At 69.3% G+C, this 23,757-nt stretch carries 16 protein-coding genes and 5 pseudogenes; 19 read left to right on the top strand and 2 right to left on the bottom strand.

Annotated elements, in window-relative coordinates; all coding sequences use genetic code 11:
- Positions 1 to 2: 2 nt before the first annotated feature.
- A complete protein-coding gene (locus ACRRRO_RS04405) occupies positions 3 to 965 on the bottom strand; it encodes a 1,4-dihydroxy-2-naphthoyl-CoA synthase (protein ID WP_424796510.1) in 963 nt (320 codons plus the stop codon).
- 152 nt (positions 966 to 1,117) lie between these two features.
- Here ACRRRO_RS04405 and ACRRRO_RS04400 point away from each other — a divergent pair.
- From ACRRRO_RS04400 to ACRRRO_RS04385, 4 genes and pseudogenes are all read left to right on the top strand, one after another.
- Positions 1,118 to 2,076: pseudogene (locus ACRRRO_RS04400) on the top strand (o-succinylbenzoate synthase).
- Positions 2,061 to 3,749: a 2-succinyl-5-enolpyruvyl-6-hydroxy-3-cyclohexene-1-carboxylic-acid synthase gene (gene menD, locus ACRRRO_RS04395; protein ID WP_424796508.1), complete on the top strand. Its 1,689-nt coding sequence runs from the start codon at positions 2,061 to 2,063 to the stop codon at positions 3,747 to 3,749. Before ACRRRO_RS04400 ends, menD begins: the two are co-directional and overlap by 16 nt.
- A gap of 59 nt (positions 3,750 to 3,808) precedes the next feature.
- Positions 3,809 to 5,200: a UTP--glucose-1-phosphate uridylyltransferase gene (locus tag ACRRRO_RS04390; protein WP_424796507.1), complete on the top strand. Its 1,392-nt coding sequence runs from the start codon at positions 3,809 to 3,811 to the stop codon at positions 5,198 to 5,200.
- Between the two features lie 911 nt (positions 5,201 to 6,111).
- Entirely contained in the window at positions 6,112 to 6,465 is a 354-nt protein-coding gene (locus ACRRRO_RS04385) for an endonuclease domain-containing protein (RefSeq protein WP_434081126.1), read from the top strand.
- A gap of 150 nt (positions 6,466 to 6,615) precedes the next feature.
- Here the strand turns inward: ACRRRO_RS04385 and ACRRRO_RS04380 are convergent, their stop codons facing one another.
- Positions 6,616 to 7,791: an isochorismate synthase gene (locus tag ACRRRO_RS04380; RefSeq protein WP_434081125.1), complete on the bottom strand. Its 1,176-nt coding sequence runs from the start codon at positions 7,789 to 7,791 to the stop codon at positions 6,616 to 6,618.
- 270 nt (positions 7,792 to 8,061) lie between these two features.
- Here ACRRRO_RS04380 and ACRRRO_RS04375 point away from each other — a divergent pair, with 270 nt between their 5' ends.
- The 15 genes and pseudogenes from ACRRRO_RS04375 (at position 8,062) to nuoL (ending at position 23,749) form a co-directional block, all read left to right on the top strand.
- Complete coding sequence (locus tag ACRRRO_RS04375; RefSeq protein ID WP_424796505.1) at positions 8,062 to 8,757, top strand: demethylmenaquinone methyltransferase; 696 nt, start codon at positions 8,062 to 8,064, stop codon at positions 8,755 to 8,757.
- 432 nt (positions 8,758 to 9,189) lie between these two features.
- Positions 9,190 to 10,493 (top strand): annotated as a pseudogene (locus ACRRRO_RS04370) (geranylgeranyl reductase family protein).
- 13 nt (positions 10,494 to 10,506) lie between these two features.
- On the top strand, positions 10,507 to 10,869 hold the full coding sequence (locus tag ACRRRO_RS04365) for an NADH-quinone oxidoreductase subunit A (RefSeq protein ID WP_424786359.1): 363 nt from the start codon (positions 10,507 to 10,509) through the stop codon (positions 10,867 to 10,869).
- A gap of 12 nt (positions 10,870 to 10,881) precedes the next feature.
- Positions 10,882 to 11,433 (top strand): annotated as a pseudogene (locus ACRRRO_RS04360) (NADH-quinone oxidoreductase subunit B); the annotation flags it as partial.
- Between the two features lie 4 nt (positions 11,434 to 11,437).
- Entirely contained in the window at positions 11,438 to 12,262 is an 825-nt protein-coding gene (locus tag ACRRRO_RS04355) for an NADH-quinone oxidoreductase subunit C (RefSeq protein ID WP_424786357.1), read from the top strand.
- The gene (locus ACRRRO_RS04350) at positions 12,262 to 13,608 is read left to right on the top strand and encodes an NADH-quinone oxidoreductase subunit D (RefSeq protein WP_424796503.1); all 1,347 of its coding nucleotides are present in this window, start codon (positions 12,262 to 12,264) and stop codon (positions 13,606 to 13,608) included. The genes ACRRRO_RS04355 and ACRRRO_RS04350 overlap by 1 nt, the downstream gene beginning before the upstream one ends.
- On the top strand, positions 13,608 to 14,510 hold the full coding sequence (nuoE, locus tag ACRRRO_RS04345; RefSeq protein ID WP_424786355.1) for an NADH-quinone oxidoreductase subunit NuoE: 903 nt from the start codon (positions 13,608 to 13,610) through the stop codon (positions 14,508 to 14,510). Before ACRRRO_RS04350 ends, nuoE begins: the two co-directional genes overlap by 1 nt.
- Positions 14,507 to 15,816 (top strand): annotated as a pseudogene (gene nuoF / locus ACRRRO_RS04340) (NADH-quinone oxidoreductase subunit NuoF). Before nuoE ends, nuoF begins: the two are co-directional and overlap by 4 nt.
- Positions 15,813 to 18,484 (top strand): annotated as a pseudogene (locus ACRRRO_RS04335) (NADH-quinone oxidoreductase subunit G). Before nuoF ends, ACRRRO_RS04335 begins: the two co-directional pseudogenes overlap by 4 nt.
- Positions 18,481 to 19,944: an NADH-quinone oxidoreductase subunit NuoH gene (gene nuoH, locus ACRRRO_RS04330; protein WP_424796501.1), complete on the top strand. Its 1,464-nt coding sequence runs from the start codon at positions 18,481 to 18,483 to the stop codon at positions 19,942 to 19,944. Before ACRRRO_RS04335 ends, nuoH begins: the two are co-directional and overlap by 4 nt.
- A complete protein-coding gene (gene nuoI / locus ACRRRO_RS04325) occupies positions 19,937 to 20,719 on the top strand; it encodes an NADH-quinone oxidoreductase subunit NuoI (protein WP_424786351.1) in 783 nt (260 codons plus the stop codon). Before nuoH ends, nuoI begins: the two co-directional genes overlap by 8 nt.
- Positions 20,716 to 20,952, top strand: a complete 237-nt coding sequence (locus ACRRRO_RS04320; RefSeq protein ID WP_434081124.1) for an NADH-quinone oxidoreductase subunit J — start codon at positions 20,716 to 20,718, stop codon at positions 20,950 to 20,952. Before nuoI ends, ACRRRO_RS04320 begins: the two co-directional genes overlap by 4 nt.
- A complete protein-coding gene (locus ACRRRO_RS04315) occupies positions 20,949 to 21,530 on the top strand; it encodes an NADH-quinone oxidoreductase subunit J (RefSeq protein ID WP_434081123.1) in 582 nt (193 codons plus the stop codon). Before ACRRRO_RS04320 ends, ACRRRO_RS04315 begins: the two co-directional genes overlap by 4 nt.
- Positions 21,527 to 21,826, top strand: a complete 300-nt coding sequence (nuoK, locus tag ACRRRO_RS04310) for an NADH-quinone oxidoreductase subunit NuoK (protein WP_424786349.1) — start codon at positions 21,527 to 21,529, stop codon at positions 21,824 to 21,826. Before ACRRRO_RS04315 ends, nuoK begins: the two co-directional genes overlap by 4 nt.
- 18 nt (positions 21,827 to 21,844) lie before the next feature.
- Positions 21,845 to 23,749 (top strand): NADH-quinone oxidoreductase subunit L, encoded by a 1,905-nt coding sequence (gene nuoL, locus ACRRRO_RS04305; protein WP_424796655.1) that lies wholly within the window; start codon positions 21,845 to 21,847, stop codon positions 23,747 to 23,749.
- Positions 23,750 to 23,757: the final 8 nt, after the last annotated feature.

The raw sequence follows: 23,757 nt of genomic DNA, 5'->3' as shown, positions 1-23,757 counted from the left end.
ACTCAGTAGTAGTACGGGAAGGCGGACCAATCCGGCTCGCGGCGCAGCAGGAACGCATCGCGTCCCTCGACGGCCTCATCGGTCATGTACGCCAAGCGCGTCGCTTCCCCGGCGAACACCTGTTGCCCGGCCAGGCCGTCGTCGGCGAGGTTGAAGGCGAACTTGAGCATCCGGATCGCCTGCGGGGACTTGGTGGCGATGATCCGGGCGTACTCCAGTGCCCGGTCCTCCAGTTCGGCGTGCGGGACCGCCTCGTTGATCGCTCCCCAGGACTCGGCCTGCGCGGCGGAGTACTCCCGGGCCAGGAAGAAGATCTCCCGTGCCCGTTTGTCCCCGACCTGGCGGGCCAGCAGCGCCGAACCGTACCCGCCGTCGAAGGAGCCGACGTTGGCATCGGTCTGCATGAACTTGGCGTGCTCGGCCGAGGCGATGGTCAGGTCCGCCACCACGTGCAGGCTGTGCCCGCCGCCGGCGGCCCACCCCGGGACGACGGCGATGATCACCTTGGGCATGGTGCGCATCAGTCGCTGCACCTCCAGGATGTGCAGACGGCCGGCCCGGGCCGGATCCACGGTCTCCGCGCCCGCGCCGTCGGCGTAGCGGTAGCCGTCCCGGCCTCGGATGCGCTGGTCCCCGCCGGAGCAGAACGCCCAGCCGCCGTCCTTGGGGCTGGGTCCGTTCCCGGTCAGGAGCACGGCGGCCACGTCCGGGCTCATCCGGGCGTGGTCCAGGGCGCGGTAGAGCTCATCGACGGTGTGCGGGCGGAAGGCGTTGCGCACTTCCGGCCGGTCGAACGCGATGCGCACCACGGGCAGGTCCGCGGTGTGCTCGCCGCTGCGGTCCACGCCCCGGTGGTAGGTGATGTCGGTGAAATCCATCCCCGGCACCTCGCGCCAGCGGGCGGGGTCGAAGGTCTGGGAGACCTGGCGGGGCAGTTCGGCACTGGCACGGGGCTGATCGATCACGCCGTCCACCCTACGGCGCCCCGCGTCATCCTGCGGCGGCGCGCGCCCCCCGGACCGTCAGCACCGGCGTACGTCTGATCGGGCCCTGCCGATGCCTGCCCGGCGAGCGGGCTCGGGGGAGCGGGTACGCGCGGCGGGCCTATCCTGGCCAGGTGCCTACGCCGTCGCCCTTCACCTACTCCGTGGGCCTGCGAACCCGTTTCCGCGGTCTTACTGTTCGAGACGGCGTGCTGCTGCGCGGCGAGGCGGGGTGGGCGGAGTTCTCCCCGTTCTGGGACTACGACGACGACGAGGCCCGTACGTGGTGGCGCGCCGCCCGCGCCAGTGCCGACGACCCGTGGCCGGAGCCACGGCGGCACCGGATCCCGATCAACGTGACCGTGCCTGCGGTCGGCCCCGAACGCGCCGCTCAGATCGTGCGCGAGGGCGGGGGGTGCCGCACCGCGAAGGTGAAGGTGGCCGAGCCCGGCCAGGGGGTGGAAGCCGAGCAGGCCCGGCTGGAGGCGGTCCGCGACGCCCTGGGCCCCACCGGGCGGATCCGCATCGACGCCAACGGCGCCTGGGACGTGCCCACCGCGCTGGACCGGCTACGACTGCTGGATCGGGCCGCCGGGGGGCTGGAGTACGTTGAGCAGCCCTGTGCCACCGTGCCCGACCTGGCCACGGTGCGCCGACGCAGCAACGTCCCGGTGGCGGCCGATGAGTCGATCCGCCGGGCCGCGGACCCGATGCAGGTGGCCCGGGCCGGCGCCGCCGATGTGGTGGTGCTCAAGGTGCAGCCCCTCGGCGGCGTGACCGCGGCGCTGCGCATCGCGGAGGACGTGGGCCTGCCGGTGGTGGTCTCCTCGGCGTTGGAGACCTCGGTCGGAATCGCGGCCGGGCTGGCGCTCGCGGCCGCCCTACCGGACCTGCCCTACGCCTGCGGTCTGGGCACGGTGAACCTGTTCACCGAGGATGTGGCGGCCCGGCCGTGGTCCCCACTGACGGGGTGCTGCCCGTGGGCCGGGTGGCTCCGGATCCGGACCGCCTGGCACGTTGCGGCGCCGATGAGCCGACAAGGCGCCGGTGGCAGGGGAGAATGGCGGCCATGGACGAATGGGCACCGGAGTGAACCTACCCGACCATCCAGCGGCGCTGACCGCCCGGGAGATCGTACGCGCCCTGGTCGCGGCCGGGGTGGATGAGGTGGTCCTGGCGCCCGGTTCGCGCAGCGCCCCGCTGGCGTATGCCCTGCACAGTGCCGAGGCGGCCGGCTGGTTGAACATGACCGTCTGCGTCGATGAGCGCAGTGCCGCCTTCGTGGCCGTGGGGATCGCCCGGCACCGTCCCGTCGCGGTGGTGACCACGTCCGGCACGGCGGTGGCGAACCTGCACCCGGCGGTATTGGAGGCCTCCCACGCGGGGTTGCCGCTGGTGGTCCTCAGCGCCGACCGGCCGCATGAGTTGCGCGGCGTGGGAGCGAACCAGACCACGAACCAGGTGGGCATCTTCGCCACGGCGGTGCGCTGGCAGGGGGAGGTCCCGGCGGCGGACACCGCGACCTCGGCGGTCGTGGGCGTGAACGTCGCGGTGCTGCGTGCGGTCACCGCCGCGCGCGGCTCACGAAGCGCCCATCCCGGGCCGGTCCACCTGAACGTGGCGTTCCGCGACCCACTCGTTCCGGCCGCGGTGTGGGAGCCGGAAGACCGGCCGGTGGATCAGGTGGTCTCCACCGGTGACGGCACCGAGGTGATGCCGACCCTGCTGCCCCGTGGGCCCCGCACCGTGATCGTGGCCGGGGACGGCGCGGGCGCGGCGGCGGTGGAACTGGCGCGGGCCGGGGGTTGGCCGGTGCTGGCCGAACCCACCTCCGGGGCCCGGTCCGCGGCGCAGGCCGTGGCCGCACCCGCTGTGCTCGCTGAGATCCTGGGCGATGAGGTCCAGCGGGTGGTGGTGCTGGGCCGGCCCACGCTGAGCCGGCAGGTCAGCGCCCTGCTGGCGCGCCGGGAGGTGGAGATCGTGGTGGCCGCACCCGGGCCGGACTGGGTGGATGTGGCCGGCTCGGCCGCACTGGTCACCCGGGCCGTGACGGTGCTGGATGAGCCGGGGGCGAGCGAGGTCGCCTGGTTGGACCGGTGGCTCCGCGCCTCCGACCAGGCGCACCAGGTGCTGGAGAGCCTGGCTGCCGAGCGCCTCGGCGGCCCGCAGGTGGCGAGGGCTCTGCTCGGTCCGCGCAACACGGCCGGCACCGTGGTGCTGGGGTCCTCGATGTCGGTGCGCGATGCTGATCTGGCCGCCGGCGTGGGGGCTGGATTCACCCGCGTTCCGGTGCTCGCCAACCGGGGGCTGAGCGGGATCGACGGCACGATCTCCACCGCGACGGGCGTGGCGGTTGCCACCGGTGAACCGGTGCGGGCGCTGATCGGTGACCTGAGCTTCCAGCACGATGTGGGCGGCTTGGCCCGGGGCCGGCTGGAACGGGAGGTGAACGCGCAGGTGATCGTGCTCAACGACGACGGCGGGTCGATCTTCGCCACCCTCGAGCACGGTCGTCCCGAGCTCGCCGAGATCTATCCCAGGGTGTTCGGCACCCCGCAGGGACTGGATATCGAGGCCCTCGCCCGCGGGTTCGGCGCCGCGTATCGCAGCGTGGAGGATGCCGGGGAGCTGGTGGCGGTGCTGGCCGAGCCGGTGCGTGGGCGCTCGGTGGTGGAGGTCAGGCTCGACGGTGCCGCGGCACGCGAGCGGGCCCTGGACCTGCAGGCCCGGATCCGGGACCACGTGGTGGGTGCCGGCGACGGGTGAGGTCACCGGGCCGGTGGTGGCGGAATGCCGCTTCGTCCTCGACCAGTACCGTTGGATCCATGAGTCTCGAGGATGCCCAGCAGAAGATGCGCGACGCCGGCGTGCACGATCGCGCAATCGATGTCTTCACGCACTACTACCGCGAACTGGCCTCCGGTTCGACCGGCATGATCGCCGAGGCCGACATCACACCCCTGACCGACGTGCCCCGGATCGATTCGGTCGAGGTCGCCGCCGAACCGGCCCGCGACGCGCTCGCGCACACGGCGATGATCAAGTTGAACGGCGGGCTCGGCACCTCGATGGGCATGGACCGGGCCAAGTCGCTGCTGCCGGTGCGTCCGAAGATGAGCTTTCTGGACGTGATCGTGGGACAGGTTCGCCACGCCCGGAAGCGCTACGATGTGCTGCTGCCGCTGTTGTTCATGAACTCCTTCCGCACCCGGGCCGACACCCTCGCGGCGCTCGCGGCCTACCCGGACCTGGAGGTAGGGGATCTGGGCCTGGACTTCCTGCAGAACCAGGAGCCGAAACTGCTGGTGGAGGACCTGTCCCCGGTGAGCTGGCCGGCCGATCCTGCCCTGGAGTGGTGCCCGCCCGGGCACGGAGACCTGTACACCGCCCTGGAGGTCTCCGGAACACTCGAACGCCTGCTCGCTGCCGGGTTCCGGTACGCGGCGATCTCCAACTCCGACAACCTCGGCTCGGCGCCTGATGCCCGCATCGCGGGCTGGTTCGCCGCTTCCGGGGCCCCGTACGCCGCCGAGGTGTGCCGGCGCACGCCGGCCGACGTCAAGGGTGGTTACCTGGTGCGCCGGCGCAGTGACGACCGGTTGGTGCTGCGCGAGACGGCGCAGACGCGTGAGGAGGACATGGCCGAGGCGATGGACATCGGCAAGCACGCCTACTTCCACACCAACAACCTCTGGTTCGACCTGCGGGTGCTGCAGCGCACGCTGACCGAGCGCCAGGGGGTGCTCGGTCTCCCGCTGATCCGCAACCTCAAGACAGTTGACCCCACGGACAAGACCTCGGCGCGGGTGTACCAGATCGAAACGGCGATGGGTGCGGCGGTGCAGGTGTTCGAGGGCGCCCGGGCCATCGAGGTCGAGCGCAGCCGGTTCCGTCCGGTCAAGACCACCAACGATCTGCTCGTGCTCCGCTCCGACACCTACGAGTTGGGCGAGGACTTCGTCCTCACCGACCGTGCCGAGACCCCACTGGTGAATCTCGACGAGGAGTACTACAAGAAGATCGCCGACTTCGATGCGCGCATTCCTGATGCGCCCTCCCTGGTCGGTGCCGAGGCCCTGACCGTGACCGGGGACTGGACGTTCGAACCGGACGTGACCGTGCGCGGGCGGGTGCACCTGCGCGGTGATGCCGAACCACGCACCATCCCCTCCGGCACGGTGTACGACGACGTGGACCTGGACGCCACCGCGGACTGACGCCCGCGGCTCACCCCCGCCCGCCCCGCCGCTCCCGCTCCCGCTCCCGCTCCCGGCCCCCGCCGCTCCCACTCCCGCGCCGGCCCCGCCGCTCCCACTCCCGCGCCGGCCCCGCCGCTCCCACTCCCGCCGCTCCCGCGCCGGCCCCGCCGCGCCGGAACCATCCAATTGGATGATTCGGGCGCGATTGGCCGGTTGGGCCCCGCCCGAACCAACCAATTGAACCCTTCGGGCGAATTGGTCGAGCGTGGTAGGTGGGCAGGGGCAGGTGGCTGGTGCCGACCTGGCACCTGGTGAGCGGAGCGGTCGCGGCTGTGGATAAGTCCGGGGTCGCGCGTCCGCGATCTGCCAGGGTCGTGTCATGGCCAGCCTCGACCGGACACGTCCGTTCACGGTCCGCCAGGCCCTGGCGGCAGGGGTCACGCCTGCGAGTCTGAAGAACCCGCGCCACTACCGGAGGCTGTTCCGGGGTGTGTATGTCGGCGCAGAGGCCAACGTGGACCTGCAGACTCGCGCTCGCGCCGCGCTCCTGTTGCACCCATCCGGAGCGGTCGCCTCGCACACCACGGCAGCCGCGTTGCAGCGGATCCCGGTGCCGATCGACGCCGATGTCCATGTGACTGTCCTCAAGGAGTCGCATCGGCGCCGTCGCCCGGGCTTGCACAGCCACCTCCGGACGGAAGCGCGCGGACGCGTCGTCGACGGTGTCCCATGTTCCTGGGGTGCCCAACTGTTCACAACTCGCCCAGAAACTGCAACTCGTCGACCTGGTGATCGCAGGCGATGCCATGGTCAGGATCGAACGTGTTGCGCCGTCAGTCTTGGTGCCGGCAACCGGTCCGGGCCTGGGGCGGGCCCGCCGTGCGGCAGCCCTGGTGCGTTCCGGGGTGGAGTCCCCGATGGAGACCAGAGTGCGGTTGCTCCTGATCTGGGCCGGCTTTCCGGAGCCGATGATCAATCTGGCACTCAGGCACAGTGCAGGCACCTACCGTCCCGACCTGTGCTGGCCGGACCTCCGACTGGCCGTGGAGTACGACGGGCAGCACCACCGCACCGATCTCGACCAGTGGGAGTCCGACATCCGCCGGCGGGAATGGTTTCAGAGTCAGGGTTGGACGATCCTGACCCTGATTTCGCGGGATGTGTTCCGGCAGCAACAGGAGACGATCCATCGGGTCCACGAGGCGTGGAAAGCGTGCGGCGGCGCGCCCTTCGCGCTCCAGGCGCACTGGCAGGTGCCTTTCGGGCTGGCTGCCGTCGCCTGAACACCGCCGAAACCATCCAATTGGTGCGCTTCAGCGAGGTCAGAGGTCGCAGCCCCGCCGGAATTGTCCAATTGGATGGTTAGGGCGCGTGGGGCTGGGGGTGAGGGGGCGGACGGGACGGATCAGTGCGGGCAGGGCGAACCGCGCGGGTCAGATCCGCAGCGCTGCGCGCATCGGGGCCAGCTTCGCCTCCGCCTCGCCCAGTTCCGCCACCGGGTCGGACGCCGCGACGATGCCGCAGCCGGCAAACAACCGCAACTCCCGCCCGGACGGCTCCACCTGCGCACACCGCAGCGCGATCCCCCACTCGCCGTCGCCGTCGGCGCCGATCCATCCGACCGGACCGGCATAGCGACCCCGGTCCATCTGCTCGTGCTCGGCGATCATCTCGGCGGCTTCGGGCGTCGGGGTGCCGCACACCGCGGCTGTGGGGTGCAGGCGCGCGGCGAGATCGAGGGAACTCAGGTCGGCGTGCTCGGTGGCCAGGACCGCAGTGACGTCGGTGGCCAGGTGCATCACGTTCGGAAGGTGTAGGACGAACGGCGCGTCCTGGGCATTGGTGGAGGCAGCCACCGGGCGCAGGGAGTCCATCAGCGACTGCACCGCGAACTCGTGCTCCTCCAGGTCTTTGGAGGAGCGGGCCAGGGACGCCGCATGGGTCAGATCCGCCTCATCATCCCCGGTGCGCGGGATCGTGCCGGCCAGTACCCGGGACGAGACCAGGCCGCGTTCACGGCGGACCAGCAACTCCGGTGTCGCCCCAATCAGACCGTCGACGGCGAAGGTCCAGGTGGTGGGATAGGCGTGCGCCAGCTGTGTCAGCACCGGGCGTACGTCCAACTCCTCGGTGACTTGGGCGTGCTCCTCCCGAGCCATCACCACCTTGGCCACGTCGCCGCGGCGGATCCGGGCGATCACCCGCTCGACCTGCTCCACCCACTCATCGGCATTCAGGGCGCCGGGCAGGACCTGTACCCCCCGGTGCGGTCGCAACGGACTGACCTGCTCGCGCAACTGCGCCAGCGTCGGAGCCGGGCCGAGCGGGGGCAGCGAGGGCTTCTCATCCACCGGGTCCACCGGGCTCACCGTGGTGATCCAGGTGCGCCCGTCCCGCGAACCCAGCACCACCTCCGGAACCAGCAGCACGCTCGGGGCGCTGGTGGCGGGCGCGAACGTGAACGCCCCGAACGCCACCGGCCCGCTACCGGGCAGGCCCACCTCATCACGAACCACCAGGTGCTCGGTGAACTCGCGCCAGGCGCCCATCGCGTCGGCGAACCGGTCCGGCCCACTGGAGGTGAATCGGGCAACCTGCCCCCAGCCCACCAGACCCGCACCGCGCCGCAACCACAGGTGCGCGGCGTCGGCGCGGGGGGGGGGGCAACAGCCCGATCAGATCCCCGTCCGACAGCGTCTCACCGCCGGTGTCGAGTTCACGGGTGCGGACCAACAGCGATGGGGAACCCTTGGAAGCGGGCTGCGGAACGGAGGCGGACATCCCGGTCACCTTAATGTGCCCGGCCATGATTCAGCGCATCGGAGCAGATCGCACTCCGGGCGTTCCCCGCGCGGCCCGGAGTGCGCGAGGATGTCCCCATGTCACGCGCATCCCTGGCCAAGGACCCACGCGACGTTGCAGGAATGTTCGACGGCGTCGCACGCAACTACGACCTGACCAACGACGTGTTGTCGATGGGGATGGACCGGTTGTGGCGCCGCTCCACGTTCCGGGCGGTCGGCGCCGGACCGGGTCAGCGGGTGCTCGACCTGGCCGCCGGCACCGGCACCTCCAGCGAGGACTACGCCGACGCCGGGATCGACGTGGTCTCCTGCGACTTCTCGCCCGGCATGGTCGCCGTAGGAAAGGCCCGCCGCCCGGATCTGGCGTTCGTGGTGGCCGACGCCCTCCAGTTGCCCTTCGCTGATGCCAGTTTCGATGCGGTGACGATCTCGTTCGCGCTGCGCAACCTCGTGGACCCGGTGGCCGGCATGCGGGAGATGGCCCGCGTGACCCGAGCCGGCGGGCGGCTGGTGGTGTGCGAGTTCTCCACCCCGCCCAATGTGGCCTGGCGGGGCCTCTACGGGTTCTACCGCGATCAGGTGCTCCCCCGGATGGCGCAGGTGGTGGGCTCCAACAGCGAGGCGTATGACTACCTCTCGGAGTCGATCGCGGACTGGCCCGACCAGGACGCGCTGGCCGTGCTGATGCACCAGGCAGGGTGGCGCAGTGTGGCCTACCGCAACCTGTCCGGTGGGATCGTGGCCCTGCATCGGGCGACCAAGCCGGTATAGCACCGAGCACCCGGCCCGGGCGCTGGTGATGTCTGTCACAGGGGGTGGCGGCAGGTGGGGCCGGCCGACGACGACGCCGGCCTGGCCGGTCCGGGCGCGCGGCCTGCGGCGGGGCTCGGTGGACAGTGGGAACGCGCGTAACCGCTTACCGGTGACGGTTGAGACCGCCTCGTCCAAATGGCGACAAGCACCCTGAATTAAGCAAGCCGCCCGTCATAGAAATTAGCGGATTTGCACCGCATTCCGGCGCAGGGCAGGCTTGCGATTACCGACCGCCCCGGGCGGGGTAGCCTACCTGTGGGAGCGATCCGCGAACGCGCGGCACTAGTTTGGACAAGGACGAGGAAGAGTCCCGGAACCGACCGGGAGCCATCGCAACCCCACCCCGAACCCCAGACCCTGAGAACGAGGAAGCCGAAAGCCGTGGCCACCGTGGCATACACCCCCGATGCGGACGCCATCGTTGTCGGTGCCGGACCAGCGGGATCTGCCACGGCGCACTACCTGGCCAGTGCGGGCCTGGAAGTACTGCTGCTGGAGAAGGCCACCTTCCCGCGGGACAAGATCTGCGGGGACGGTCTGACGCCGCGTGCGGTCAGCGAACTCGTGCGCATGGGCGTGCCAACCCCGGCCCAGGACGGCTGGATGCGTAACAAGGGCTTGCGGGTGCACGGAGGCGGGCACACGTGGTGCACCTGCCCTGGCCCGAGATCCAGCGCTACCCCAACTTCGGCATGGCCAAAGCCCGCGGCTCCCTCGATATGACCCTGGCCCATCACGCCCGCGCCACCGGGGCCAAACTGATGGAGGGCATGAACGTCACCGGCCCGGTGCTGCACGAACGCACCGGCCGGATCATCGGGGTGCGCGTGCGCCAGGTGGACGCGAAGGGCAAGCGACTCCCGGAGGAGGCGGGGGCCGAACGAGTCCTGCACGCTCCCGTCGTCGTCGCAGCGGACGGGGTCTCCTCCCGCCTGGCCACCCAGATGGGTCTGGCCAAGCGTGACGACCGGCCCATGGGAGTGGCGGTGCGCACCTACTTCCGCACACCCCGTCACGACGACGAGTGGATGGAATCGCACCTGGAACTGTGGGAAGGGGAACCGAACGCCTCCCCGCTGCTGCCCGGGTACGGGTGGGTCTTCCCCCTCGGTGACGGCACCGCGAACGTGGGGCTCGGATCGGTCTCCTCCACCGGACGCGCGACCAAACTCGACTACCGCTCCCTGATGGCCACCTGGATGAAGAACGCGCCGGCCGAGTGGGAGTTCACCAAGGAGAACCAGATCGGGCCAGTGCGTGGTGCGGCGCTGCCGATGGCGTTCAACCGGGCGCCGATGTACTACCGCGGGATGCTCATCGTGGGTGATGCCGGCGGCATGGTCTCCCCGTTCAACGGGGAGGGCATCGCCTACGGGCTCCAGGCCGGCCGGATCGCGGCCGACGTGATCGCCCAGGCCCATGTGCGCACCAACGACCTCGCCCGCGAACGCACCCTGGCCAGTTACGCCAGCCGCATGCGAGAGGATCTGGGCGGGTACTTCACGCTGGGCCGGGCGTTCGTCAGCCTGATCGAGCGTCCCGAGATCATGCGCATCTGCACCAAGTACGGTCTGCCCAGACCATTGTTGATGCAGTTCGTGCTGAAGTTGCTATCGGACAGTTACGACACCCGTGGCGGGGACGCCATGGATCGTGTCATCACCGCTCTGACCCGTATCGTCCGGGCTGCGTGAGAGAAGGTCGACTATGTACAGCCCCTTTATCCCGATCCTGATCATGGCGGGCCTGGCAGTGCTGCTGGGTTTGGGTGGTCTGCTCGCCAGCCGGGTCATCGGGCCGCAGCGTTACAACAAGATCAAGGTCGACGCCTACGAGTGCGGCATCCAACCGACCGAGAACGCGCGCGGGACGGGCCGGTTCCCGGTGAAGTACTACCTGGTGGCGATGACCTTCATCATCTTCGACATCGAGGTGGTGTTCCTGTACCCGTGGGCTGTGGCGTTCAGTGAACTCGCGGTGTTCGGACTGATCGCGATGATCACGTTCGTGTTCCTCATCACGGTGCCCTTCATCTACGAGTGGCGCCGCGGCGGACTGGATTGGGACTGAGAGGCGATACACATGGGACTTGAAGAGAAACTTCCCGCCGGCTACGGCCTGGGCAAGGTGGAAGACCTCGTCGGGTGGGTGCGCTCCTCGTCGATGTGGCCGGTCACGATGGGACTGGCCTGTTGCGCGATCGAGATGATGGCCGCCGGTACGCCACGCTTCGACATCGCCCGGTGGGGCATGGAGGTGTTCCGCGCCTCCCCGCGCCAGGCGGACCTGATGATCGTCTCCGGCCGGGTCAGCCAGAAGATGGCGCCGGTGCTGCGTACGGTCTACGACCAGATGTCGGACCCCAAGTGGGTGATCTCCATGGGCGTGTGCGCCTCGTCGGGCGGGATGTTCAACAACTACGCGATCGTCCAGGGCGTGGACCACATCCTGCCGGTGGACATCTACCTGCCCGGCTGCCCCCCGCGCCCGGAGATGTTGATCAACTCGATCCTGGAACTGCACAACCAGGTGATCAAGGGGGCCCCGCTGGGCGCGCACCGCGCCGAGACCGTCCGCAAGGTGGAGGAGGCGGCGCTGAACGCGGTGCCCACCGAGGAGATGAAGGGGTTGTTGGCGTGTGAGCGACAGCACCGAGGCCGGCAAGCCGGACAGCGACAGCACCGAGGCCGGCACCCCGGACAGCGGCACCACCGGCGCCGGCACCGAGGCCACTCGGCACGTGGCGCACGAAGCCCAGGAGGCCGGTGCCCAGCAGGTGGTCCAGCCGGAGGGCCGGACCCCGCTCGATGTGATCAAGGTCCGCGAGGGACTGTTCGGTGTCACCGGCTCGGGGGACACCTCCGGTTTCGGGCGGCTGGTGCGCCCGGTGTTCATGCCGGGACCGACCGAACGGCCCTACGGGTCCTACTTCGATGAGATCGTGGACATCCTCACCGAGGTCCTGGCCGAGGCCGGAGTGGACTTCGACGACGCGATCGAGAAGGTCGTCGTCTTCCGTGCCGAACTGACCCTGTACACCCGCCGCGAGTACCTGCATCTGGTCGCCAGGAGCCTGCGCGATGACCAGGACCTGAGGTTCGAGATCTGCCACGGCGTCTCCGGCGTGCACTACCCGGAGGACACCGGGCGGGAACTGCACGCGGTCTACCCGTTGTACTCCATCACCCACAACCGCACCATGCGCCTGGAGGTGGCGGTGGCCGACGCGGACCCGCACATCCCCTCGCTGACAGCGATCTACCCGGCCAACGATTGGCACGAGCGGGAGGCATGGGACCTGCTCGGCATCATCTTCGACGGACACCCGGGCCTGTCCCGGATCCAGATGCCCGACGACTGGCCCGGGCACCCGCAGCGCAAGGACTACCCGCTGGGCGGGATCGAAGTCGAGTACAAGGGCGCGACAATCCCGGCCCCGGACGAGCGGAGGGCGTACAACTGATGTCTGCGACAGCAACGGGAGCGGCCTCCGACTTCGCCGAGGACGCCCGCGAGTACTCCGCCTCCGGTGGCGACTGGGACGAGATCGTCGATGCGGCCCAGCGCGCCGGTGACGAGCGGATCGTGGTCAACATGGGCCCGCAGCACCCCTCCACACACGGCGTGCTGCGGCTCGTCCTGGAGATCGAGGGGGAGACGGTCACCGAGATCCGCGGTGGGATCGGATTCCTGCACACCGGGATCGAGAAGAACATGGAGTTCCGCACCTGGACCCAGGGCGTGACCTTCTGCACCCGGATGGACTACGTGGCCCCGTTCTTCCAGGAGGTGGGCTACTGCCTGGCGGTGGAGAAGCTCCTGGGTATCACCGACCAGGTCCCGGAGCGGGCGAGCCTGATCCGGGTCCTGCTGATGGAACTGAACCGGGTGGCTTCCCACCTGATCGCGATCGGCACCGGCGGTAACGAACTGGGCGCCACCACGATGATGACCGTCGGCTTCCGGGGCCGGGAGGAGATCCTGCGGATCTTCGAGGCGATCACCGGCCTGCGGATGAACCACGCCTACGTGCGTCCCGGCGGCGTGGTCCTGGACCTGCCCGGCGGACTGCCCGCCCTGGTGCGGGAGAAGATCCCCGAGATCCACCGCTCGATCGCCGAGCAGGAGAAACTGGTCCTGAAGAACCCGATCTTCATCGGCCGTTCCCAGGGCGTGGGTGTGCTGCCGCTGGCCGGCGCCGTCGCGCTGGGCACCACCGGGCCGCTGCTGCGCTCGGCCGGTGTGCCCTTCGACCTGCGCCGGGCCCAGCCCTACTGCGGATACGAGACCTACGACTTCGAGGTCCCCACCTCCACCGACGCCGACGCCTACTCCCGCACGGTGCTGCGGTTCGCCGAGATGCGCGAGTCGCTGAAGATCGTCCAGCAGGTCCTGGACCGTCTGGAGGCCCAGGACCGCCAGGGCAAGCACCCGGTGATGGTGGCGGACAAGAAGATCGCCTGGCCCGCCCAGCTCTCCGTCGGCAGTGACGGGCAGGGCAACTCCATGGATCACATCCGCCACATCATGGGCACCTCGATGGAGGCCCTGATCCACCACTTCAAACTGGTCACCGAGGGCTTCCGGGTCCCAGCCGGTCAGGTGTACAGCCAGATCGAGCACCCCAAGGGCACCCTGGGCGTGCATCTGGTCTCCGACGGCGGCACCCGGCCCTACCGGGCGCACTTCCGTGATCCCTCGTTCAACAACCTGCAGGCGCTGGGCATGATGTGCGAAGGCGGCAGCATCGCCGACGTCGTCATCGCGGTGGCCTCCATCGACCCCGTGATGGGAGGGGTGGACCGTTGATGACTCCGCACAAGGGTGAGTACCCCGCGGACGTGCGGGCGCGGCTGGACGCCGACGCACGCGAGATCGTCTCGCGCTATCCGCAGGCCCGCTCCGCGCTGCTCCCGCTGCTGCACCTGGTGCAGTCCGAGGACGGCTACATCAGCCCGGCCGGCATCCACTTCTGCGCCGAGGTGCTGGGCCTGGCCCAGTCGTCGGTCTCGGCCGTGGCCACGTTCTACTCCCAGTACAAGCGCCGTCCCAACGGCGACTACACCGTCGGGGTGTGCACCAACACGCTGTGCGCGGTGATGGGTGGGGACATCATCTTCGACCGGCTCTCGGAGCACCTGGACATCGGTCACGACGAGACCACCGAGGACGGCAAGATCACGCTGGAGCGCCTGGAGTGCAATGCCGCGTGCGACTTCGCCCCGGTGATGATGATCAACTGGGAGTTCTTCGACAACCAGACACCAGCCTCGGCGGTGGAGGTCGTCGACGCTATCCTGGCCGGTGAGGACGTACGCCCCACCCGCGGCTCCGACCGGGTGGCCACCTTCAAGGAGACCTCCCGGGTGCTGGCCGGTTTCGACGACGGTCGCGCCAACGAGGGCACTGCGGGCGGCCCGGCCACGATGGTCGGCCTGGAACTCGCCCGTAGCGAGGGTTGGCACGCCCCCGGTTACAGCGCCAGCGGAGGGACGAGGCGGCCGGAGACCGACGACGGCGAGCCCGACGTGGGCGAGGCCGGCTCCAGTGCGGATCGCCCCCCGGTGTCCGCAGGCGACGTCAGCGCCAGCGGTCCTGGCGACCCGGAACCCCGCGGTGCCGGTGCGGACCTGGACGACGGCGCGGTGGAACCGGCGGCCGACGGGCGGAGCCCGGAACGTGACCAGGCTCAGGAGGGAACAGAACAATGACCACTCTCGCCCCCGTCCTCTCCGACATCTGGGACGCCGAACGCCCCTGGACGATGGACTCCTACAACGAGAACGCTCATGGCTACGAGGCCTGGCGCACCGCGTTGAAGACCGATCCGGCCGACCTGATCAGCATGGTCAAGGACTCCGGCCTGCGTGGTCGCGGTGGTGCCGGATTCCCCACCGGTATGAAGTGGGGCTTCCTGCCCGAGCCCGATGGCGGCCCTCGCTACCTGGTGGTCAACGCCGACGAGTCCGAGCCGGGCACCTGCAAGGACATCCCGTTGATGATGGCCAACCCGCACTCCCTGATCGAGGGAGTGGCGATCACCTCCTTCGCCATCGGGTGCCATCACGCCTTCATCTACGTCCGTGGTGAGGTGGTCCACGTGTACCGCCGCCTGATGGCTGCCGTGGCCGAGGCTCTCGCGCGGCCGGGCTGCTCGGCACGAACATCCTGGGCACGGGCTTCGACTTGGAGGTCACCGTGCACGCCGGTGCCGGCGCCTACATCTGTGGTGAGGAGACCGCGCTGCTGGACTCCCTGGAAGGCCGTCGCGGTCAGCCCCGGCTGAAGCCCCCGTTCCCCGCCGTGGCCGGTCTGTACGCGCGTCCCACGGTGGTCAACAACGTGGAGTCGATCGCCTCGGTGCCCGGGATCGTGCGTAACGGTGGCGACTGGTTCGCCTCGATGGGAACCGAGCGCTCCAAGGGGCACGGCTTGTTCTCCCTGTCCGGTCACGTCACGAGACCCGGCCAGTACGAGGCGCCGCTGGGTATCACGCTGCGGGAACTGCTGGAGATGGCCGGCGGTATCCGGGACGGGCACAGGTTGAAGTTCTGGACCCCCGGGGGATCCTCCACGCCGATCCTCACCGATGAGCACCTCGACATCCCACTGGACTTCGAGGAGGTCGGTGGGGCCGGGTCGATGCTGGGTACCCGGGCGTTGATGATCTTCGACGAGACCACCTCGGTGGTCCGGGCGGTGTCGCGCTGGACCGACTTCTACGCCCACGAGTCGTGCGGCAAGTGCACCCCGTGCCGCGAGGGCACCTTCTGGATGAAGGCCATCCTGCACCGTCTCGAGGCCGGTCAGGGCACCGAGGCCGACGTGGACACCCTGCTCGATGTGGCCCACGAGATCGACGGCCGGTCCTTCTGCGCACTGGGTGACGGTGCCGCGCAACCGATCAAGAGCGGGATCAAGTACTTCCGCGAGGAGTTCGAGCAGGGGGTGCACACCCCCGCCTGGGAGTTGTTCCCCTACGAAGCCAACGCTGTGTTCTCAGGAGTCACCCGATGACGGCAACCACGTCCAGTTCCGCCTCCGGCGACGTTGCTCCGGAGCCGGAGGTCACCTTCACCATCGACGGTGTCGAGGTCGGTGTGCCCAAGGGCACCCTGGTGATCCGCGCCGCTGAGCAGGTGGGATCCAGATCCCCCGGTTCTGCGACCACCCGCTGCTCAAGCCTGCCGGCGCCTGCCGCCAGTGCCTGGTGGAGGTCTCGGCGCCGGACCGGGAGGGCAACCTGCGGCCGATGCCCAAGCCGCAGACCTCCTGCACCCTGGAGGCCACGCCCGGCATGGTCGTCTCCACCCAGCACTCCTCCCCGGTGGCGGACAAGGCCCAGCACGCCCAGATCGAGTTCCTGCTGGTCAACCACCCGCTGGACTGCCCGGTCTGTGACAAGGGCGGTGAGTGCCCGCTGCAGAACCAGGCGATGAGCAACGGAGCGCCGGAGTCGCGGTTCCTGGACATCAAGCGCACATTCCCCAAGCCGATCAAGATCTCCACCGAGATCCTGTTGGACCGGGACCGGTGCATCCTGTGCCAGCGGTGCACCCGGTTCCAGGACGAGATCGCCGGCGACCCCTTCATCGAACTGCAGGGCCGCGGCGGCGGTGCACCCGGGATGGAAGTGCACTCGCTGCACGGACAGCAGATCGGCACCTTCGACGAGGCCGTGCTCGGGTTCATCCCGCGCGGTGAGGATGAGGCACCGGACTACGCCGACGGCACCGATCTGGCCGGACCCGGCGGGGCCGCGGGCGTTCGCGGTGGAGCGGTGCGGTCGGTGGGCGCTGCGGCGACCGATGTCTCCGGCCGACCCTTCTCCTCCTACTTCTCCGGCAACACCATCCAGATCTGCCCGGTGGGTGCGCTGACCTCAGCCACCTACCGGTTCCGTTCGCGCCCATTCGACCTGGTCTCGAGCCCTTCGATCGGTGAGCACGACGCGTGTGGTTCGGCGATCCGGGTCGACCATCGGCGTGGCGTGGTGCTACGCCGTCTCGCCGGTGATGACCCGGTGGTGAACGAGGAGTGGATCACCGACAAGGACCGCTTCGCCTTCACCTGGCAGAACGCCCCGGACGTGCTCGAGGCACCGATGGTGCGCGATGAGGAGGCCGGGGAACTGGTCGCCACCAGTTGGTCCGAGGCGCTGGCGGTAGCCGCCGAAGGGCTGCAGCGTGCCCGCAGCGCCGGGGGCGTGGGCGTACTGCCCGGCGGTCGGCTGACCCTCGAGGACGGCTACGCCTGGTCCAAGTTCGCCCGGGTGGTGCTGGGCACCAACGATGTGGACTTCCGCGCCCGCGTGCACAGCGACGAAGAGGTACAGTTCCTCGGCCACCACGTGGCGGGCTCGGAGATGGACGTGACCTTCTCCGACCTGGAGCGCGTACCCAGGGTGCTGCTGGTGGGCCTGGAGCCGGAGGACGAGGCCGGCACCATCTTCCTGCGCCTGCGCAAGGGAATGCTGGCCGGGAGGGTCCACGTGACCACTATCGCGCCGCTGGCCTCCCGCGGTACCACGAAGATGCGCGCCGACCTGATCTCCACCACTCCCGGTGGGGAGGCTCAGGTGCTCGACGCCCTGGCCGGTAGCGTCGGCCTCGATGAGGCCGGTTCGGAGATCCCCGCCGATCTCGCCGAGGCCCTGGCCGAGCCGGGCGTGGTGGTCCTGGCGGGTGAACGACTCGCCGCGAGCCCCGGTGCACTGAGTGCGCTGCTGCGTTACTCCCGGGCGCGTCAGGCCCGGCTGGCCTGGGTGCCACGGCGTGCAGGTGACCGTGCGGCTGTCGAGGCGGGCCTCCTGCCCACCCTGCTGCCGGGCGGGCGTCCGGTGACCGACGCCGAGGCCCGGGTCGACCTGGCCGCGCTGTGGGGGTCGGACTCCCTGCCCCAGACCCTCGGACGTGACCACACCCAGATCGTTGCCGCCGCCGGTTCCGGCGAACTGGGCGGCCTGCTGGTCGGGGGCGTGGACCTGTCCGACCTGCCCGATCCTGCCGGGTCGGAGCGAGCCATCCGGGACGCCGGTTTCGTCGTCCAGCTCGAGGTACGGCACTCCCTGGTGACCCCCCACGCCGATGTGGTGCTGCCGGTGGCGCCGCCGACGCGCAAGTCCGGCACCTTCCTGACCTGGGAAGGCCGCCCGCGTCCGTTCGAGGAGGTCTTCACCTCTCACGACATCTCTGATGCCCGGGCGCTGGACCTGCTGGCCCGCCAGTTCGGTGTCGAACTCGGCACCGGATCGGTGACCGAGATCCACCATGAACTCGCCGAACTCGGAGGCTGGTCCGGAGCCCGGATCCCGGCTCCGGACACCGCGGCCGACACCACGCGGGTGCCGGGCGCCGGTAACGAGGCTGTCCTGGCCACCTGGCGGTTGATGCTCGACGCCGCTCGCGGTCAGGACGGCGAGCCGCACCTGGCCGGAACGGCCCACCGGCCGGTGGTGCGGATGTCGGCCCGGACCGCCGAGGCCGCAGGTGTGGCCGGAGCGGGCAAGGTGACGGTAGTCGGCCCGAAGGGGTCGATCACGCTGCCACTGGTCATCACACCGATGCCGGACCAGGTGCTGTGGTTGCCGCAGCATTCCCCGGGTTCCTCGGTACACCGGATGCTCGGCGTGACCGCCGGTCAGTCGGTCACCGTCAGTGCCGTTACTGCGGAGGTCAGGTCATGAGCCCCGTCCAACTCCTCGCCCAGTCCGCGCCGGCGGCCCCGGCGTCGGACTTCAGCAACGACTCGATCGGGCTGATGATCGGCAAGGCCGTGGCGATCCTGCTGTTCCTGCTGCTCTCGGTGCTCTTCGCGCTGTGGTTCGAGCGCCGCGTCATCGCCCGTATGCAGCAGCGCCTGGGCCCGAACGTGCGCGGGCCCTGGGGCCTGGTGCAGTCCATCCCGGACGCGCTGAAGCTGGTGCTGAAGGAGGACATCACCGTCAAGGGCGCAGACAAGGTGATCTACTTCATCGCGCCGCTGATCTCGGTGGTCACCGCGTTCCTGGTCTTCGCCGTGATCCCCTTCGGGCCAGAGGCGCGGATCCCGTTCACCGACATCGTCACCCCGCTCCAGTTGACCGACCTGCCGGTCGCGGTGCTGTACTTCTTGGGCGTGACGGCCCTGGGTGTGTACGGCATCGTGCTGGGCGGCTGGTCGTCCGGGTCGACCTACCCGCTGCTGGGCTCGGTGCGCTCCACCGCCCAGGTGATCTCGTACGAACTGAGCATGTCGCTGGCCCTGGTCAGCGTGCTGATCGTGTCCGGTTCGATGGCCACCTCCCAGATCGTGGCCGCGCAGGAGACCACCTGGTGGGCCTTCGCCCTGCTGCCCGCCTTCGTCGTGTACTTCATCTCGATGGTCGGCGAGGTCAACCGGCTACCGTTCGACCTGCCCGAGGCCGAGGGGGAACTGGTCGCCGGTTACCAGACCGAGTACTCCTCGATGAAGTTCGCCTGGTTCTACCTGGCCGAGTACATCAACATGCTGAACGTCTCGGCAATCATGGTCACCGTCTTCTTCGGGGGCTGGCGGGCGCCCTGGCCGCTCTCCCAGATCAACGACGGCATGTTCAACGAGGGCTGGTGGCCGGTCCTGACCTTCGTCATCAAACTGTGGATGGCGATGTTCGTGTTCGTGTGGCTGCGCGGGACACTGCTGCGCTTCCGGTACGACCAGTTCATGCACTTCGGCTGGAAGGTGCTGATCCCGGTCTCCCTCGTCTGGGTGATCGTGGTCGCCGTGTGGCAGGCCGTCCAGCAGTTCACCGTGGTAGGCACCTACGACCTGCGCACCTGGTTGTTCGCCGGAGCCGGCGTGCTGCTGGCGATCGCGCTGGTCCTGGCGCTGCTGCCGGAGAAGAAGAAGGACGAGGAGGACTCCTCCGGTCCCGAACTCACCGACGCCGCGCGGCGCAAGCAGGTAGCCACCACCGCTGAGGGCGAGACGGAGGGGGAGTACTTCGACGCGTTCGCCGGGGGCTTCCCGGTGCCGCCGCTGCCCGGGCAGAAACTCCCGCCGTCGCCACGCAAGATCAAGGTCGCCACGCCGGCCGGTGAGACCGACGGGGGCGCGCAAGCCTCCACCGCCGGCACGGACCCGGACGACCAAGCCCCCGACGGCAAGGAGAGCAACGATGGCTGAGCAGGGCAAGGACAAGGAAGTTGCACGGGATGAAGCGGCCGGACGCGGTCAGGACGTGGACCGCGCGGGCGGCAAGCCGGCGGCGCAGCAGTTCGACGTCGACGCCGACCTGGACAAGAACGCCCTCCAGGAGCTGTTCGCCCCCGTGGCCGGCTTCGGGGTCAGCCTGTCGACCATCTTCCGTCCCACCGCTACCGAGCAGTACCCGTTCGAGAAGGTCGGCACCTTCCCGCGGTACCACGGCCGCCACCAACTGAACCGGTACGCCGACGGACTGGAGAAGTGCATCGGGTGCGAACTGTGTGCCTGGGCCTGCCCGGCGGACGCGATCTACGTCGAGGCCGCCAACAACGCCCCCGGCGCCCAGTACTCGCCCGGGGAACGGTACGGGCGGGTCTACCAGATCAACTACCTGCGCTGCATCTTCTGCGGCTACTGCATCGAGGCCTGCCCCACCCGGGCGCTGACCATGACGAACGAGTTCGAACTGGCCAGCACCAACCGGGCGGACATGATCTACGAACGTCAGGACCTGCTCGCACCGGTGGCCGACGGGATGCTCTCCGCGCCGCACCCGATGGCACCCGGCACCACCGACGTCGACTACTACCAGGAGAAGATCACCGGACCCACCACCGAACAGGTGGACTGGGTCCGGGAGCACCGGCCCGACGACCCGTCGCTGGAGGGCGCCGCCAAAGCCGCCGGCGCGGGGACCGGCGAACGGGACGAGGACCCCGCCGCCAGCCGCTCGAAGAAGGGATCCGGGCGATGAACCTGATCGCACAGACCGGGCTGGAGATCTCCGCCGGTGAGGCTGTGCTGTTCTGGGTGCTGGGTCCGTTCTCGGTGCTGGCTGCCCTGAGCCTGGTGTTCAGCCGCCGCCCCGTGCGGATCGCGGTGGCGATGGCCGGGGTGCTGGTCAGCCTGGCCATCTTCTACATCATGAACGAGGCGTTCTTCCTGGGCGTGGCCCAGATCGTGGTCTACACCGGCGCGCCATCATGATGCTGTTCCTGTTCGTGATCATGCTCGTGGGTGTGGACGCCTCGGAATCGCGCAAGGAACCGCTGGTCGGTCAGCGCTGGATGGCCGGGGCGGTCGCGCTGGGCCTGCTCCTGCTGCTGGTGGCGATCGGCGCCCGGGTCGCGATTCCCGCCGGCGCCGGGTTGGCCGAGGCCAACGCCGAGACGAACGCGGTGGGCGTGGCCAAGTTGATCTTCGGACAGTACGTCTACGTCTTCGAGCTCACCGCGGCGCTGCTCATCACCGCCGCGGTCGGGGCGATCATCTACACCCACCGGCAGCGCGTGGAGCCCAAGGTCGGACAGGCCGAGCTCGCCGAGCGTCGCCTGGCCGCCTTCGCCGCGGGCACTGGTACGGTCGCACCGCGGCCGTCGCCGGGTGTCTACGCACGCCACAACTCTGCGGACATGCCGGCACTGGATGCCAGCGGTGAGCCGATCGAGGACTCGGTGACCACGGTGCTGCGCATCCGCGGCCAGAGCGCACAGGTCGACATCTCCGAGATGGATGAGATCGAGGCCACGGCGGAGACCACCAGCACCAGGGAGATTGACGGATGAGCCTGACCCATTACCTGGTCCTGGCCGGGATCCTGTTCGTCGTCGGCGGTGTGGCCGTGATGGTTCGCCGCAACGCCTTGGTGGCGTTCATGGGCGTGGAGTTGATGCTCAACGCCGGAAACCTGGTGCTGGTCACCTTCGCCCGGATGCACGGCAACCTGCACGGACAGGTGTTGGCATTCTTCGTCATGGTCGTAGCCGCCGCCGAGGTGGTCATCGGGTTGGCGATCATCGTGGCCATCTTCCGAACACGCGGGTCGGCGTCGATCGATGACGCCGCCCTGCTGAAGAACTAAGGGGTCTGCGGCGTGGACATTCTGAACCTTGCCTGGCTGCTGGTGGCGATCCCGCTGGTCAGTTCCACTGTGCTGCTGCTCCTGGGGCGCCGGTCCGACGGCTGGGGTCACTGGTTGGGCGTGCTGTCCTCAGCGGTTCCGGCGGTGTTGGCGATCTGGATGCTGGCGGAGATGCTGGGCGCCTCGGCGACCGAGCGCAGTACCCGCGTGCACCTGTTCGACTGGATCAACGCCGGGGACTTCACCGTGCAGGCCGGGTTGCTGGTCGACCCGCTCTCGGTGACCTTCGCCCTGCTGATCACGTTCGTGGGCACCCTGATCCACATCTACTCGGTGGGCTACATGGCCGCCGACCCCGATCGGCGGCGCTTCTTCGCCTACCTGAACCTGTTCATCGCCGCGATGCTGCTGCTGGTCCTCGGGGACTCCTTCGCCCTGCTCTTCGTGGGCTGGGAGGGCGTGGGCCTGGCCTCCTACCTGCTCATCGGCTTCTGGAACGCCCGCACCGAGTACGCGGTCGCGGCGAAGAAGGCCTTCGTGATGAACCGCGTGGGTGACATGGGCCTCCTGGTGGCGATGATGGCGATGTTCGCCACCTTCGGCTCGGTGGACTATGAGACGGTCTTCGGCGCCGTGGAGGGCGCCAACGAGGGTGTGCTGACCGCGATCGGGCTGCTGCTGCTGCTGGGCGCTTGCGGCAAGTCCGCACAGGTTCCGCTGCAGGCCTGGCTCGGGGACGCGATGGCCGGCCCCACCCCGGTGTCGGCGTTGATTCACGCCGCCACCATGGTCACTGCCGGTGTGTACCTGATCGTGCGCTCCGGGGCGATCTTCGAGGCCGCCCCCGTCGCCCAACTCGTCGTGGTCATCGTGGGTGCCGCCACGCTGCTCTTCGGAGCGATCGTCGGTTGTGCCAAGGACGACATCAAGAAGGTCCTGGCGGCCTCCACGATGTCCCAGATCGGGTACATGATGCTGGCGGCCGGACTGGGCCCGGTCGGGTACGCGTTCGCGATCTTCCACCTCATCACGCACGGATTCTTCAAGGCCGGGCTGTTCCTGGGCGCCGGGTCGGTCATGCACGGCATGAACGACGACGTGAACATGCGTCACTTCGGTGCGTTGCGCACCTCGATGAAGATCACCTGGGCCACCTTCGCGCTGGGCTGGCTGGCCATTCTCGGCATCCCGCCGTTCTCCGGCTTCTGGTCCAAGGACAAGATCATCGAGGCTGCGTTCACCGGATCGGGCTGGCAGCCCTGGGTCTTCGGCATCGTGACGTTGCTCGGGGCCGGGATCACCGCCTTCTACATGTCCCGGTTGTACTTCATGACCTTCCACGGCAAGGGTCGCTGGCACGCGCCCGGGCAGGACGGCCCGGGCCCCGAGCGCAAGCCGCACGAGTCCGGTGCGCTGATGACGGTGCCGATGATCATCCTGGCCGCTGGGTCGGTGGGCCTGGGCCTGGTGCTGTACCAGGGCGTGCCGTTCCTGGAGTTCCTGGCGCCCGTGACCTCCGACCCGGGTCACCTGGAGCCGGTGCTGCCGGTATGGCTGCTGATCACGCTCACCCTGGTGCTGGTCGCGGTCGGTGTGGCGGTCGCCTGGTTGCAGTTCGGTGCCCGGGACGTCCCGCTCGAGGCGCCGGAGGGTTCGGTGCTCACCCGCGCGGCCCGGGCAGACCTGTACGGCGACGCGATCAACGAGACCCTGGCGATGCGCCCCGGCCAGGCCCTGACCCGCACCTTGGTGGCGACCGACCGGGACGTCATCGACGGTGCGGTGCACCGCCTTGCCGGCGACACCACCGGGCTGGGGCAGTGGCTGCGACGGTTGCAGAGCGGTTACGCGCGCAGTTACGCCGTCACCATGACGATCGGTGTGATCGTGGTCCTTGTCCTCGTCCTCGCCACGCGAGTCTGAGCCGGAGG

Source organism: Sanguibacter sp. Z1732, assembly GCF_051020515.1.
Taxonomy (GTDB): domain Bacteria; phylum Actinomycetota; class Actinomycetes; order Actinomycetales; family Beutenbergiaceae; genus CALKWS01.
Note: the sequence above shows the minus strand (reverse complement) of the source record. Positions and strands in the feature narration are given on the sequence as shown.

Excerpts from the sequence above, each read along its gene's own strand:
- menD (WP_424796508.1), top strand. The coding sequence starts at position 2,061 with ATGGGCACCGGAGTGAACCTACCCGACCATCCAGCGGCGCTGACCGCC.
- ACRRRO_RS04390 (WP_424796507.1), top strand. The coding sequence starts at position 3,809 with ATGAGTCTCGAGGATGCCCAGCAGAAGATGCGCGACGCCGGCGTGCAC.
- ACRRRO_RS04375 (WP_424796505.1), top strand. The coding sequence starts at position 8,062 with ATGTCACGCGCATCCCTGGCCAAGGACCCACGCGACGTTGCAGGAATG.
- ACRRRO_RS04365 (WP_424786359.1), top strand. The coding sequence starts at position 10,507 with ATGTACAGCCCCTTTATCCCGATCCTGATCATGGCGGGCCTGGCAGTG.
- ACRRRO_RS04350 (WP_424796503.1), top strand. The coding sequence starts at position 12,262 with ATGTCTGCGACAGCAACGGGAGCGGCCTCCGACTTCGCCGAGGACGCC.
- nuoE (WP_424786355.1), top strand. The coding sequence starts at position 13,608 with ATGACTCCGCACAAGGGTGAGTACCCCGCGGACGTGCGGGCGCGGCTG.
- nuoH (WP_424796501.1), top strand. The coding sequence starts at position 18,481 with ATGAGCCCCGTCCAACTCCTCGCCCAGTCCGCGCCGGCGGCCCCGGCG.
- nuoI (WP_424786351.1), top strand. The coding sequence starts at position 19,937 with ATGGCTGAGCAGGGCAAGGACAAGGAAGTTGCACGGGATGAAGCGGCC.
- ACRRRO_RS04320 (WP_434081124.1), top strand. The coding sequence starts at position 20,716 with ATGAACCTGATCGCACAGACCGGGCTGGAGATCTCCGCCGGTGAGGCT.
- ACRRRO_RS04315 (WP_434081123.1), top strand. The coding sequence starts at position 20,949 with ATGATGCTGTTCCTGTTCGTGATCATGCTCGTGGGTGTGGACGCCTCG.
- nuoK (WP_424786349.1), top strand. The coding sequence starts at position 21,527 with ATGAGCCTGACCCATTACCTGGTCCTGGCCGGGATCCTGTTCGTCGTC.